Annotated in this window: 10 protein-coding genes; 5 read left to right on the top strand and 5 right to left on the bottom strand. The window is 54.7% G+C overall.

Going from position 1 to position 14,787, the window contains the following annotated elements; translation table 11 throughout:
• Positions 1-20: 20 nt before the first annotated feature.
• The 4 genes from alaS to aspS form a co-directional block, all read right to left on the bottom strand.
• Positions 21-2,696: an alanine--tRNA ligase gene (gene alaS, locus CCASEI_RS06850; protein ID WP_025387518.1), complete on the bottom strand. Its 2,676-nt coding sequence runs from the start codon at positions 2,694-2,696 to the stop codon at positions 21-23.
• A gap of 227 nt (positions 2,697-2,923) precedes the next feature.
• Positions 2,924-4,417, bottom strand: coding sequence for a replication-associated recombination protein A (locus CCASEI_RS06845; RefSeq protein ID WP_006823620.1), 1,494 nt, complete (start codon positions 4,415-4,417; stop codon positions 2,924-2,926).
• A gap of 57 nt (positions 4,418-4,474) precedes the next feature.
• Positions 4,475-5,707 carry a hypothetical protein gene (locus tag CCASEI_RS06840; protein ID WP_006823619.1) on the bottom strand — a complete coding sequence of 411 codons (1,233 nt, stop codon included), beginning with the start codon at positions 5,705-5,707 and terminating at the stop codon, positions 4,475-4,477.
• A gap of 126 nt (positions 5,708-5,833) precedes the next feature.
• Positions 5,834-7,657 carry an aspartate--tRNA ligase gene (aspS, locus tag CCASEI_RS06835; protein WP_025387517.1) on the bottom strand — a complete coding sequence of 608 codons (1,824 nt, stop codon included), beginning with the start codon at positions 7,655-7,657 and terminating at the stop codon, positions 5,834-5,836.
• 311 nt (positions 7,658-7,968) lie between these two features.
• On the opposite strand from aspS, the gene ypfJ reads away from it, so the two are divergent.
• The 5 genes from ypfJ to CCASEI_RS06810 all read left to right on the top strand — a co-directional run bounded on the left by ypfJ (position 7,969) and on the right by CCASEI_RS06810 (position 13,392).
• Positions 7,969-8,868, top strand: a complete 900-nt coding sequence (gene ypfJ / locus CCASEI_RS06830) for a KPN_02809 family neutral zinc metallopeptidase (RefSeq protein WP_025387516.1) — start codon at positions 7,969-7,971, stop codon at positions 8,866-8,868.
• A 150-nt stretch (positions 8,869-9,018) separates the two neighbouring features.
• Positions 9,019-9,816, top strand: coding sequence for a CBS domain-containing protein (locus tag CCASEI_RS06825; protein ID WP_006823616.1), 798 nt, complete (start codon positions 9,019-9,021; stop codon positions 9,814-9,816).
• 103 nt (positions 9,817-9,919) lie between these two features.
• Entirely contained in the window at positions 9,920-11,035 is a 1,116-nt protein-coding gene (locus tag CCASEI_RS06820) for an LLM class flavin-dependent oxidoreductase (RefSeq protein WP_006823615.1), read from the top strand.
• A gap of 93 nt (positions 11,036-11,128) precedes the next feature.
• On the top strand, positions 11,129-11,785 hold the full coding sequence (locus CCASEI_RS06815) for an FMN reductase (RefSeq protein WP_006823614.1): 657 nt from the start codon (positions 11,129-11,131) through the stop codon (positions 11,783-11,785).
• A gap of 194 nt (positions 11,786-11,979) precedes the next feature.
• On the top strand, positions 11,980-13,392 hold the full coding sequence (locus CCASEI_RS06810) for an L-serine ammonia-lyase (RefSeq protein WP_006823613.1): 1,413 nt from the start codon (positions 11,980-11,982) through the stop codon (positions 13,390-13,392).
• A 116-nt stretch (positions 13,393-13,508) separates the two neighbouring features.
• Here the strand turns inward: CCASEI_RS06810 and hisS are convergent, their stop codons facing one another.
• Positions 13,509-14,786, bottom strand: coding sequence for a histidine--tRNA ligase (gene hisS / locus CCASEI_RS06805; RefSeq protein WP_006823612.1), 1,278 nt, complete (start codon positions 14,784-14,786; stop codon positions 13,509-13,511).
• Position 14,787 lies beyond the last annotated feature (1 nt).

Raw genomic sequence — 14,787 nt, 5'->3', positions numbered from 1 at the left:
TCTGCTCTTTAGAATCTGGACTAGAGCTTGGCAGCGAAGTCTTTAACAGCGGCAAAGCCCTGCTCCACACCAGCAGCAGTGTTGCCCGCGCCCTGCGCCATGTCAGGCTTTCCGCCGCCACGGCCATCGACATATTCGCCGAAGGTCTTAACCAGGTCGCCGGACTTCACACCACGTGCGACAGCCGACTTCGTTGCAGCCGCGATAAATGGCAGCTTGCCGTCATTGTCGGATGCCAGAACGATGATCGCGTCGTCATTGTTCATGCGGTTGCGCAGGTCGGTAGCCAGGGTACGCAGGTCACCAGCAGCAACTCCTGCTGGTAGGTTCACGGTCAAAACCTTGAAGCCATTGATGTCTTCAGCTTGAGCCACGAACTCTGCCGCGTTTGCCTGCAGCTGTGCCTGGTGCAGTTTCTGGATTTCCTTCTCAGCTTGCTTCAGCTTCTCCGTCAAAGCAGCAATGCGGCCTGGCAAATCATCCGATGGGACCTTCAGATCCTTCGAAACGGCATCAATAAGTGCTGCTTCCTTGGAGTAGTACTTGAAGGCATCCATGCCGGAAAAAGCCTCAATACGACGGGCGCCTGAACCAACCGAAGACTCACCCAGGACAGAAACTAGGCCAATCTGGGAGGAATGCGCCACGTGCGTACCACCACAGAGCTCGATGGAGAAAGGTCCACCGATTTCTACGACGCGTACATTGTTGCCGTAGTTCTCGCCGAACAATGCCATCGCGCCCATTGCCTTTGCTTCTTCCAAAGAGGTCTCAATGGTGTTGACAGCGAAGTCAGAGTCCACAGCCTGGTTGGCAATCAGAGCGATTTCATCCATCTGCGCTTGCGTCAGCTGCTCGGTGTAGTTGAAGTCAAAGCGCAGGTAACCCGGACGGTTCAAGGAACCAGCCTGGACTGCTGTTGGGCCAAGAACCTGGCGCACTGCAGCGTGAATCAAGTGAGTAGCGGTGTGCGCCTGTGTTGCGCCGTGACGCCACTGCTGGTCAACCTCAGCGGTGACGTTAGAGCCCAAGTCCAAGCCACCGGAAGCCACGGTAGCCTTGTGTACCCACAGCTTCTTGCCGATCTTCTGCACGTCTTGGACGTCCAGGACTGTGTCACCGGTGAAAATGCGGCCGCGGTCGGCCATCTGTCCACCAGATTCCGCGTACAGCGGGCTATGGTCCAAGATGACTTCAATTTCCTCGCCGGCACCAGCGGAGGTGATCTTTTCGCTGTCGCGAACCAGGCCGATCACCTTGGCGTCGGAAGAAATCTCTTCATAACCAGTGAAGATGGTTGGCTGGTTGTCCACCCACTCGCGGTACAAAGACTCATCAGCGTGGCCGTGCTTCTTAGCGCGGTTATCCGCCTTGGCACGCTCACGCTGCTGGGTCATTGCAGCGTTGAAGGATTCCATGTCCACTTCGAGACCAGCTTCTGCAGCCATCTCCAAAGTCAGGTCAATTGGGAAACCATAGGTGTCATGCAGTTCGAAAGCCTCATCGCCCTGAACCGTGGACTTGCCAGCAGTTTTAGCCGCCGATGCCACCTCATCAAAGCGATGGGTACCGGATTCCAGGGTCTTCAAGAAAGCCTTTTCCTCATTGAGGGAAACGCGCAGGATGCGCTCACGGTTTTCTGTGATCTCTGGGTAAGAAAGCTCCATAGTGTCCATGATGGTGTTCATGAAACGCTCGAGGACCTCAGCCTGCGCACCAAGTAGACGTGCGGAGCGAATAATGCGGCGCACCAGACGGCGCAGGATGTAGCCACGGCCTTCGTTGGATGGGGTTACGCCATCCAGGATGAGCATCATCGCGGTACGGGAGTGGTCTGCAATCACGCGGAAGCGCACATCATTGATGCGCCCATCCTTAGGGTCTTCATAGGTTGCGCCGGTGACCTTTTCAGCCTCAGCAATAACTGGTGCCAGAAGGTCGGTTTCATAGACATTGTCTACGCCCTGCAGGATACAAGCAACGCGCTCAATGCCCATGCCGGTATCAATATTCTTCTTTGGCAGCTCGCCGAGGATTTCAAAGTTTCCCTTGCCGGTGCCTTCGCCGCGGATGTTCTGCATGAAGACCAAGTTCCAGATCTCCATGTAGCGGTTATCATCAGCCTCTGGCCCGCCTTCGTTGCCATATTCTGGGCCACGGTCGTAATAGATCTCAGAACAAGGACCACAAGGACCAGGCACACCCATGGACCAGTAGTTGTCTTCCATGCCCATGCGCTGGATGCGTTCTTTAGACACGCCGATAACGGTGTTCCAAATCTCTGCTGCCTCATCATCGTCCAAGTAGACGGTGACCCACAAGCGCTCTGGGTCTAGGCCAAAGCCTCCTTCTTCAACAGAATTAGTCAGGAGCGCCCAGGCATTCTTGATAGCGCCTTCCTTGAAGTACTGACCGAAGGAGAAGTTGCCGGCCATCTGGAAGAAGGTGTTGTGGCGGGTGGTGATGCCAACTTCTTCGATATCCAAGGTGCGCACGCACTTTTGGATAGAAGTTGCTAGACCGTTCGGAAACGGTGGGTTCTGCTGGCCCAGGAAGTAAGGCTTGAAAGGAACCATGCCAGCGTTGACGAACAGCAGGTTTGGGTCATCAAGAATCAACGAGGCGCTCGGTACCGCTTCGTGTCCACTATTAACGAAGTGTTGGGTAAACCGTTCGCGAATCTCATGAGTCTTCACTGTGCAGTGTCCTTTTGCATCTATCGGCGGCATCTATCGGGATTGATAAATGCAGCATCTGGCGGGTTAAATCTCTCGTCCGCACTCTATCAATGCCATCAATGCAGTGGCATCACATGCATGAGGGAGCAACACTGACCACGAGTGCGGACTTAACACCACAAGACTTTACCCGTCTTGCGTGTGAGCATGGAATCTAGGGCGGTATTTTTGAGGCGCACAAACGATTATTTGCGCTTGCCACTCTTAGGTTCCTGCCGGACAATTCCCCGCAGGCGTGGCAGGTATTCATTAATCCGCTTTTCGGCGCCATGATCCGTTGGGTGATAGTACTGTGCATCTGCGAGCTCATCAGGCAGGTATTGCTGTGCAACCACACCGCGTGGATCATCATGCGGGAACTGATACCCCACCGCGCTTCCCAGTCGCTTCGCGCCTTCATAGTGCCCATCACGCAAATGCGGCGGTACGTGACCAATCTTTCCCCGCCCGATGTCTTCTTGGGCTGCGGCAATGGCCTGCATGACGGAATTAGATTTCGGCGCGGTAGCCAAGTGAATTACTGCCTGCGCAAGCGGAATACGTGCCTCGGGCAAACCAATGAGCTGTGCTGCCTGTGCTGCGGCAACAGCTGTTGGCAACGCCGTTGGATCCGCCATGCCGATATCCTCTGAGGCGTGCACAATCAAGCGCCGCGCAATAAACCGCGGGTCCTCGCCAGCTTCAATCATCCGCGCCAAGTAGTGCAAGGCTGCATCCACGTCTGAGCCACGAATGGACTTAATAAACGCTGACACCACGTCATAATGCTGATCACCATCGCGGTCATAGCGCACCACCGCGCGGTTCACACTGGCATTAAGAATTTCTGAGGTCAACACCGGCTTCCCCGCAACCGCTTCATCAGCGCTGGATTCATCAGCCCCAGAATCATCGGCCGCAGAATCGTCGACGCTTGCTTCAGCGGATTTGGCTTCAACTGCGTTGGCTTCTGTGGTCTCAGCAGCAGCTTCCAGGTAGGTCAATACCCGTCGAGCATCGCCGCCAGCAAGCATTGTCAATTGTTCGCGGGCGTCATCGGCAATGGTGATCCTGCCCTGCAGACCCCGTTCAGATGCAATTGCTCGGTCAATTAACTGCCCAATGTGCTCGGGCTCCAAGGAGTTCAATTGCAGCAGAAGCGAGCGTGATAGCAGCGGCGCCACAACGGAGAATGAAGGGTTTTCCGTGGTTGCGGCAACAAGTAGGACCGTCCGGTTTTCCACTGCGGCAAGAAGCGCGTCTTGCTGGGTTTTAGAAAAGCGGTGAACCTCATCAATAAACAACACGGTGCGCACGCCGCGGATGGCTTCCTGCCGTGCATGAGTGATAACTTCACGGACTTGCTTTACGCCAGAATCAAGTGCTGAGAGCCCCACGAAGTTTTGTCCCATTGCCGAGGCAATCAAAGACGCAATCGTGGTCTTGCCCGTGCCTGGTGGGCCGTACAAGATAACAGAGGCCTCACCGGAGCCCTCCACCAAACGTCGTAGCGGTTTGCCGGGAGCTAACAAATGATCTTGGCCCAGGACTTCATCCAAGGTTTGCGGGCGCATGCGTGCAGCCAGCGGCGATCCGCTGTGCGTGGCAAACATGGAGTTACCGCGGCCAGCTATCCCCGTCGCACTATCAGAATCGGTGCTGGCAGATGGCGTGGTGGGAAATAGCGAGTCCTGCGACATATAAACCTTCCAACCCTAAAGCGGGGATTAAATCCAAGCGGGTATCTCAGGCGATACCTAGATCTGGTGGTTCGATCCTAAACGGTTCTCACGGAGACGGTCAGCTACTTGCAATCCGAAATCTGCAATCACCTGGTATTCCTCGGTATATGAGCCGCGTCCACGGCGAACAGCGAAGCGATGAAGTGCTTCAAAGGTTTCAAACAAGTCGCGGCGCACCAGCATTTCATCATCGCTGAACGGCTCTAATCCACTTGGGCGCAACAAGGAGTTAGCGGTTTGTTTATCAATTTCGCGCTTCTCAGAAGCAAAAGACGCTAATTCTTCTACCCCGCCGGTGTACATCGTGGCAACACTGGACAGTGCCCAGCCAATGAGTGAACGTACGATCAGACGGTTGAGTTCTTCGCTTTCGCCAAAGCGTGGCCAAGTGTCGGTGACTTCCCGTGCCCATGCGTGGACGAATACGTCTGCTTCTTCATTGGAGATTGGTCGCGCAAAGAGGAATTGCGGGAAGCCTGCAATCACACATGCGACGTCAAAGCCGACATTACGGAAGCCCGCCCATTCGTAATCCAGGAAGGAAATCCTGTGGGAGACAATAATGTTGTCAGGTGAAAGATCGAACGGCGTAAACGCGCGTTCATTTCCGCTGAGCAAGGTTGCGGCCGATGCATACGCGTAGTGCGTCACTGCCTCAGGCGGCATCAAGCCCGCGCGTTCAAGAATTTCAATGCCCAAGTAGATGGAGTTGTGTAGTGCATCTGCACGCAGCTGATAATTAACCTTGTCAGGGTGGTTGCGGACCACGCGGTTGAGCAGTGCTTCAAAGTCTGGTTCGCGGCCGGCAGTATCTGCGTGCATTTGACCAAGCTCAGTGCCCAGCGCACGGATGATTTGCATGCGCTCATCATCGCTAGCCTGCGCGAGAGTATCCGACAAGGTGTTGGAATCGCCCAAATCCGTCAGAACCAGAATGCGCTGCTCTATATCGTGCGCCAGCAGAACGGGCCCAGGACGGGTGTCTTCAGAAAGAGATGTGGTGAACTGGTATGCCACAACCTCACTGATGAAAGCCACATCATCAATGGCTTGGCCAGTTGGCGGATTATGCTTCAGTACCACGGTCCGCTGTTGCAGAAACGGTGAGGAAGACACGCGCGCACGCAGGACAATAGCGTGACCAGAGCCGGAAAGCCGCTCTACTTCGGAGAGTTTTTGTTGACCACCAAACCGCCGCGACAGCAAGTCTTGAGCAATGTCTACGACTTGTTGTTGTTCCAGGTTCACGGTCTACTCCTCAGGTCTGGCACCACTATTAGCACGTCTTTCATTTCATGGCGGAAAATAGTGGTGCCTAATGCTAGATTCATCCCGCGCGGCGTGCGCGGAAAGCTAAAGTCTCAAGCTTGAGCTTTAAACTTCGGCCTTGTTGTCGTTCTTGGCCTCAGCGTTGTTCTTCGCCTTTTCTGGCTTGAAATCAACGCCGGTCTCTTTACGCTGCTGCGCAGGAATTGGTGCTGGTGCGTCGGTCAATGGATCGACTCCGCCACCAGACTTAGGGAAGGCGATGACGTCACGGATGGAGTCAAAGCCGCCGAGCAGGGACACAATACGATCCCAACCGAACGCGATGCCGCCGTGTGGTGGTGCACCATACTTGAAGGCGTCGAGCAGGAAGCCGAACTTCTCCTGTGCTTCTTCTTCGCCAATACCCATGACGTTGAAGACACGCTTTTGTACTTCACCGTTGTGGATACGGATGGAGCCGCCGCCGATCTCGTTGCCGTTGCACACAATGTCGTATGCGTAGGCGGTTGCTTCACCTGGATTCTCATCAAAGGAATCCATCCACTCTGGCTTAGGAGAGGTAAAGGCGTGGTGTACAGCAGTCCACTTGGAGTTACCCAGAGCAACGTCACCCGATGCAGTCGCATCGGCTGCTGGCTCAAACATAGGAGCGTCCACAACCCAGGTGAATGCCCAGTCGCCTTCCTTGATGAGGTCGTTCTTACGAGCAATCTCACCACGTGCTGCACCAAGCAATGCACGCGAAGACTTGGTGTCACCAGCGGCGAAGAAGATTGCGTCGCCTGGCTTCGCGCCAACGTGCCCAGCAATGCCTTCGCGCTCAGCGTCGGTGATGTTCTTCGCTACTGGGCCACCGAGGGTGCCGTCTTCGGCAACGGTGATGTAGGCAAGGCCCTTTGCGCCGCGCTGCTTTGCCCATTCCTGCCAGGCGTCGAACTGGCGGCGAGGCTGTGAAGCGCCGCCTTCCATGACAACCGCGCCTACGTATTCGTTCTGAAATACGCGGAAGGTGGTGTCCTTGAAGAAGTCCTGGCACTCCACAATCTTGATGTCGAAGCGCAGGTCTGGCTTATCAGAGCCGTAGTACTTCATTGCATGCTCGTAGGTCATGCGTGGAATTGGGGTGGTGATTTCATAGCCGATGAGCTTCCACAGCTCAGAGATGATCTCTTCGCCCAAAGCGATGACGTCATCCTGATCAACGAAGGACATCTCAACGTCCAACTGGGTGAACTCTGGCTGACGGTCCGCGCGGAAGTCCTCATCGCGGTAGCAACGCGCAATCTGGTAGTAGCGTTCCATGCCGGCAACCATGAGCAGCTGCTTGAACAGCTGTGGGGACTGTGGCAGTGCGTACCAAGAACCAGGCTTTAGACGTGCTGGAACCAGGAAGTCACGTGCACCTTCTGGGGTGGAGCGGGTCAAGGTTGGGGTTTCAATCTCAGTGAACTCGTGCGCATCCAGGACGCGACGTGCAGCGCGGTTCGCTGCCGAACGCAGACGCAGAGCATCGCCCTGTGCCTTACGGCGCAAGTCCAGGTAGCGGTAACGCAGACGAGCTTCCTCGCCTACCTCGCCGGAGGTAGATGGGTCATCAATCTGGAAAGGAAGTGCTGCAGACTTGTTCAACACCTCAAGCTCAGTGACGTTGATTTCAATTTCGCCAGACGCCAGATTTGGGTTCTCAGAACCTTCTGGACGGGCCTCAACGATGCCGGTGACCTTCACTACGAATTCCGAACGAAGTTCATGAGCTTGCTCAGCAACCTCAGACTCGCGGAAGACAGCCTGTGCAAGACCGGAACGGTCGCGCAGGTCAATGAAGATAACGCCGCCATGGTCACGACGTCGGGAAACCCAACCGGTAAGGGTGACGGTTTCACCGGTCAGCTCTTTGCGGAGTTCGCCCGCTAGGTGTGTACGCAACACGTTAGTGTTCATTCCTTTCAGATATGCAACCACTCCTTCCTGCTTCGCCTTGCGTAGACAGCGCGCGCGACATGCGGGAAGAAGACATGAACGGCCCAAGTCTACTCGCCTTCAATGTCCGCGGCCTCTAAGGGGGTCATACTTTCCCACCCGGCAGACATGCTTTACTCCCTCGAACTGGCCGATACTCCCCCATGGACTTCATCATGAACTTTCTGAGAACAAAATGAGAAGGATTGACCTGTGCAAAGTTGACCAAAAATTTTCCTACTTGACATAATTCCTGCGCATGACTGTGGCATGATCAGTGCATGACATTCAAAAAGGGTGCAGATATTAGTGGTAGGCGTGCCACTACAAGGCGCGGCGGTCGAGGCGGAGCTATTGCTGCCGGCGGCGGCCTTGGATCAGTATTGCTGATTGGCCTTTTCCTACTTCTGGGTGGAAATCCCTCCCAGATTGATGATGTATTCGGTGGACAAGAGCAACAACAGCCAGCCATTGAAGGCGGTGAAGAAGGTGGGGATACCCTCGCCCACTGCAAGACAATTGAAGACGGAAATGTTTACGCCGATTGCCGCGTAGACTTTACTGCTCAGTCCGTGGACGATGTGTGGACGGAAATTCTTCCGGCAGAGGCTGGCATTGAATATGTTGAACCAGGACGCGTGGTTTTCCAAGACACTGTTCAATCGGGATGCGGCGCGGCTACTGCGGCGACTGGCCCCTTCTATTGCCCGGCAGACCAAACTTCCTACTTTGATGTCTCATTCTTTGAACAGTTGGAGCAATTCGGCGGCACGAATGCCCCGCTGGCGCAGATGTACATTGTTGCTCATGAATTCGGTCACCACATTCAGCAGCTCGAGGGCACGTTGAGTTTGTCTAATTACAACGAGCCTGGTGAGGATTCCAATGCTGTGAAGATCGAGTTGCAGGCAGACTGCTACGCAGGCCTTTGGGCATCGCATGCCGATAAGGGCGAAGACGCCATGCTGGAGCCCATCACCCCAGAACAGGTGGCTACTGCGGTGGACACTGCACGCGCTGTGGGAGATGACAACATCCAGCAGCGCTCAGGCGGTGAAGTCCGCCCGGATATGTTCACGCACGGCACCTCTGAACAGCGCCAAGAAGCTTTCTTAACCGGCTACAGCGAAAGCACCATGGCAGCATGCGACACCTTGGAACGCGGGGTTTATAACTCCTAGCCAAACCGCCTTTGGCCCCGCCTAGCGCAGCTATTCAGCCCACTGAGACTCACTTGCACTAAAAGTCTTAGTGGGTTTTCGCATTGGTACGAAGTTTCGCCGACTAAAAATCAAGCCATCACTTCGTGGATGTTCAGTACGCTAACACCTATGACATCCACGCAAAATGGAGACACTCAGCCCAACGCCTCCGATGCAGATTTAGAGGACGCTAAGACTGAGCAGAAATTTCAGAGCCGAGCTATTCCTTTTCTTTCTGCGTTCAATGACATTGAGACGCATTTGCGGATTGTGCTGGAAGCCAAGCGTTCGGACTCATTTTGGTGGATGGTAGACCGCGCGGTGGACAAGCACTTGCTATCGCGTAGGCAAGGCGAAGTGCTGAAGGATTATGGAAATTTGCGCAATGCTATTTCCCATGGCCGCTATAACAACGGAGAACCGATCGCGGAGCCGCACCCGGTTGTGGTCAAAGATATTGAAATGTTGCGCGGACTGCTTATTGATCCACGTTCAGCGCTCTCGATTCTTCAACCAACCAATGTGGTGAGCTTGAGTCCTGACTCCCCTGTCACCGATGCCCTGAAGGTAATACGGGAGGACGGCTTTGCGCAGATTCCCATTTATGAAGACAACAAGTTCGTGCAGCTGTTAACCACAAACACAATCTCCCGGTGGGTGGCCACTGATTTGGCGGACAATAACGCCCTAGACGCCCGGACCATTGCAGATGTTCTGGCCATGGTGAAAAAGATCGACCAAGCGGTCTTCCTTGCGCGGGACATTACAGCGCAGGAGGCGGTCGATGCCTTGATCAGCCCCGATAAGGTCGGTCGACTGCCTCACGCGGCCATTGTGACAGAGAATGGCGAGCGAAATCAGAAGCCACTTCGCATCATCACCACCTCTGACCTTGCCATTTTGATTGATTCGTTAAGTCTGGAATAACTTTCCCAAAATATTGTTGACATGTCATAGATATACTAGAGTTTCTAACAGCATCACTTAGGAATTGAAGTAAAACCTCAATAACTCAACGTTAGGATCAGACATGCAGTTCGGAATTTTCACCATCGGTGACGTAACCCCAGACCCACTAACCGGCATGACCCCAACTGAACATGAGCGCATTAACGCCATGACCCAGATGGCACTCAAGGCCGAAGAGGTTGGACTAGACGTCTTCGCTACCGGTGAGCACCACAACCCACCGTTCGTGCCTTCTTCCCCAACCACGCACTTAGGCTACATTGCGGCGAAGACCGAAAATCTTATTCTGTCCACGTCCACCACGTTGATCACCACCAATGACCCATTGAAGATCGCCGAGGACTTTGCTTTCTTGCAGCACCTATCTGGCGGACGTACGGATTTGATGATGGGTCGCGGCAACACCGGACCTGTGTACCCATGGTTTGGCAAGGACATTCGCGAAGGCATTCCGCTGTCCATTGAGAACTACCACCTGCTGCGTCGCTTGTGGCGCGAAAAGAACATCTCTTGGGAAGGCAAGTTCCGCACCCCGCTACAGGGCTACACTTCTACCCCATTCCCGCTGGATGAGGTTCCACCATTCGTGTGGCATGGCTCCATTCGCTCCCCACAAATTGCGGAGCAGGCTGCATACTACGGTGACGGTTTCTTCCACAACAACATTTTCTGGAATAAGGAACACGTCATTGACATGGTGGGCATGTACCGCCGCCGCTTTGAAGCTTATGGCCACGGTAGCGCCGACCAGGCAATCGTTGGCCTCGGAGGCCAGATCTTCGTTGCCGATACCGAAGAAGATGCAAAGAAGCAGTTCCGTCCATACTTCGATGTAGCACCGGTCTACGGCCACGGCCCTAGCCTCGAGGAGTTCTCTGAGCTGACCCCATTGACCGTTGGCACCGTGGAGCAGGTCATTGAGCGCACCATGCAGTTTGCGGACTGGGTGGGCGATTACCAGCGTCAGATGTTCCTCATTGACCACGCCGGTTTGCCGCTGGAAGTTGTGCTCAACCAGATTGAAATCTTGGGCACCCAGATTGTTCCTGAGCTTCGTCGACGCATGGACGCACGCCGCCCGGACCACGTTCCTTCCAACCCACCAACCCATGCATCCCTGAAGGAAGACCGCAGCCATGCGCACTTTCAGGTCGCGCCAGGCAAGATCGCTGAGTAGCTCAGGAAACCCACCAGCTAATTCCAGTTAGCGTTGTAGCAGGTAAGGTTGTACTAACTACGTGCTAATAAGAAAGAAAGAGTTGAAAAGATAATGCGTTCTTTGGCCGTTATCACCGCCGGATTGTCCTCACCATCGTCCACGCGGCAGCTGGGAGAAAAGATTGCCGCTTCAGTTGAAGGTGCAGTGACCTCCCGCGGTGAGTCGGTTGAAATCCACTTCATTGAGGCGCGTGATTACGCTGAGGAATTAGCAGCAGGTTTGGTCAACATGGCGGCTGAGACGCCATTGCTTGACGATGCAAAAAAGACGCTTTCCGCAGCAGACGGCCTCATTGTGGTCACTCCCATTTTCCAGGGAAGTTACTCAGGGCTGTTCAAGATGTTCTTTGATTCATTGGATACTGAGAGCATCAATGACATGCCGACGGTCATCGCGGCAACAGCAGGCTCCGCACGCCACAGCATGGTTTTGGATTTTGCCCTGCGCCCGCTGATGACTTTCCTGCACGCAATGGTTATGCCAACCGGAGTATTCCAGGCAACGGAAGACTTCGGCACTCCTGAGGGAGCACGCATTGAGCAGCGCATCCAACGCGCAGCCGGTGAATTGGCAAACTTTATGGTGTCGAACCCAGATCACGTTGAAGGGTTAGCCGGGGATTTCACCAACATAGAATCCAGAAAACGCAAATCTGGGGTTGGGATCGATACTGACAATTTTGTTCCTATGTCTCAGCTGTTACAGTAAAGGCAAAGCTCACCAGCTATATCTTGCCGGTGAGACAATGCGCGTGTTCTGTGAATAATTTACTAAGCCCAAAGCCGAATCAGTTCAATGCTTTGGGGTTAGAATAACAACCAGAAACATGCGCATTTCTGCGTTTTACACGATGTTTTACCCCCTGATTTGTATCCAAGTTTGATAGAGAAAGGCGTCGTTGAATGACCATTAGCGTCGTTGACATCTTTTCCGTAGGTGTCGGCCCGTCTTCGTCGCATACCGTTGGACCAATGCGCGCAGCCAAGAGTTTTGTGGAGTCCTTGCCTGCTCTTCCCGCAAAGGTTCACACTGAGTTGCGCGGATCCTTATCTGCTACGGGTAAAGGCCACGCAACTGACCGTGCAGTGATTCTAGGGCTCGCAGGTTGGGCGCCCCTGACCGTTCCCGTTGACGCTGAGCCCACCGCTGGTAGCTTCATTCCTTCCGAGGGAACCATCGAAGGTCCAGTGGGCAGGCTAGATTATTCCATCGCTTTCAACAATGAGCCCGTTCCTGAGCACCCAAACTGCCTCATTTTTAGCGCCTGGGATGAACAGGGCAATGAAATTGCAAGCAACATGGAATACTTCTCCGTCGGCGGCGGCTTCGTCTTGTCCCGTGCCGAGTTGAACGCAAAGCTTGAAGAAACTCATGAGGTGCCAGCAGGTATGGCTGCTGCCCAAAGCGATGATGAGCGCATTCCATATGACTTCTCCACTGGTGATCAGCTGCTGGAATTGTGCAAAGAGACCGGCAAGACCATTTGGGAAATCATTGCCGCTAATGAAGCCGTCCTCCACCGCGAGGACGGCGGAATTGCCCGCGTCAACACCCATCTGGACTTGGTGTGGGACGTCATGCGCGAATGCGTAACCGACGGCATTTCCACCAAGGGCATTCTTCCCGGCGGCTTGCAGGTCAATCGTCGTGCACCACAGCTGTATGCGTTGTTGTTAGAACAGCAGGATGACCCAACCTCGGGCTTTTCTGCCATGGAGTGGGTCAACCTCTACGCGCTGGCCGTCAATGAGCAAAATGCAGCGGGTGGTCGCGTTGTCACGGCACCAACTAATGGCGCCTGCGGCATCATCCCAGCAGTGCTGCACTACGCGCGTGACTTCCTCCCAGATTTCACCCGTGAGACCGCTCGCCGTTTCTTGCTCACCGCTGGCGCGGTCGGCATGATCATCAAGCAGAACGCCTCTATCTCGGGTGCTGAGGTTGGCTGTCAGGGCGAGGTCGGCTCTGCTTCTTCAATGGCGGCCGCAGGCTTGGCTGAAATCCTCGGCGCTACCCCAGCTCAGATTGAAAATGCTGCGGAGATTGCATTGGAGCACAACCTGGGCCTGACATGCGATCCAGTCGGCGGTCTGGTCCAGATTCCGTGCATCGAGCGCAATGCGATTGGTGCGGTGAAGTCCATCAACTCTGCGCGTCTTGCTCGCATGGGCGAAGGTACTCACCACGTCACCTTGGACAACGCAGTCCAGACCATGGCCGAAACCGGCCGGGACATGCACACCAAGTACAAAGAGACCTCCATTGGCGGTCTGGCAAAGACCTTGGGACTGTCCGTCTCACAGGTGGAGTGTTAAACCACCTGCGCCAAGAGCGGCCAACGTGGATTTTTGTCCGCAGCTGAAAGTGCCGTGGAGATCAGTTCAATCTGATCTTCACGGCACTTTCAACGTTTTGAAGCAACCACCAAGGTCTAAAGCTTGGAGGTCAAGACTTCAACGATGTCCTCGATGGCAACGTCTTCTTGCTTATGCGCTGCCAGGTCCTTGAGAGCAACAGTGCCGTTGGCAAGCTCCTGGTCACCCAGAACTAGAGCGAAGCGTGCGCCGGCACGGTCAGCGCCCTTCATCGCGCCCTTGAGGCCACGATCACCATAGGACATGTCTGAGCTAATTCCAGCCAGGCGAAGATCATTGATGATGTTAACCATCTTCTTCTTTGCCTCTTCACCCAGCGCGACTCCGAAAACAGCTGCGCGTTCATCAACACTAGGAATGGTCTTGCCTTCGGCCTCCAAGGCGAGAACAGCTCGGTCGACGCCCAAACCGAAGCCAATGCCGGACAGGTCTTGTCCACCCAGTTGCGCCATCAGGCCGTCATAGCGTCCACCGCCGCCAATACCAGATTGTGCACCGAGGCCATCGTGAACGAACTCGAAGGTGGTCTTGGTGTAATAATCCAAGCCGCGAACCATACGTGGGTTAATCACGAACGGCACATTCATGTCTTCGAGCAAAGACTTCACGGTGTCAAAGTGCACGCGGCACTCATCGCACAAGTTGTCCAGCATCAACGGAGCATCGGCAGTAGCTTCTTGCATCTCTGGGCGCTTGTCATCCAGCACGCGCAGAGGGTTGATCTCTGCGCGGCGGCGGGTTTCCTCATCCAAGTCCAGCTTGAACAAGAATTCCTGCAGCTTCTCACGGTAAGCAGGGCGGCAATTTCCACAACCCAAAGAAGTCATTTCCAAACGGAACTCGCTCAGACCAAGCGCGCGATAGCCGCGGTCTGCCAGTGCGACAACTTCCGCATCCAGTGCAGGATCATCAATACCGATGGCCTCAACGCCCACCTGCTGCAGCTGGCGGTAACGACCAGCCTGGGGGCGCTCATAGCGGAAGAATGGGCCGTAATAAGCCAGCTTGACCGGAAGCTGACCGCGATCCAGATTGTGCTGGATAACAGAACGCATCACACCCGCTGTGCCTTCCGGACGCAAGGTGACACTGCGCTCTCCGCGGTCAGCGAAGGTGTACATTTCCTTCGAGACCACATCGGTGGATTCTCCAACACCGCGCGCGAACAGCGAAGTATCTTCAAACACCGGCAGCTCAATATGCGAATAACCCGCTAAATACGCTTGACCCACGAGAGTCTTGCGCACAGCGTCGAATGTCGCGGACTGCGGCGGAACATAGTCTGGCACGCCTTTTGGTGCCGACAAGGCTTGAAACTGCTTCTTATCACTCACG

Source organism: Corynebacterium casei LMG S-19264 (genome assembly GCF_000550785.1).
Taxonomy (GTDB): domain Bacteria; phylum Actinomycetota; class Actinomycetes; order Mycobacteriales; family Mycobacteriaceae; genus Corynebacterium; species Corynebacterium casei.
The sequence above is the reverse complement of the archived record's forward strand: the minus strand, read 5'-3'. Positions and strand labels throughout refer to the sequence as shown.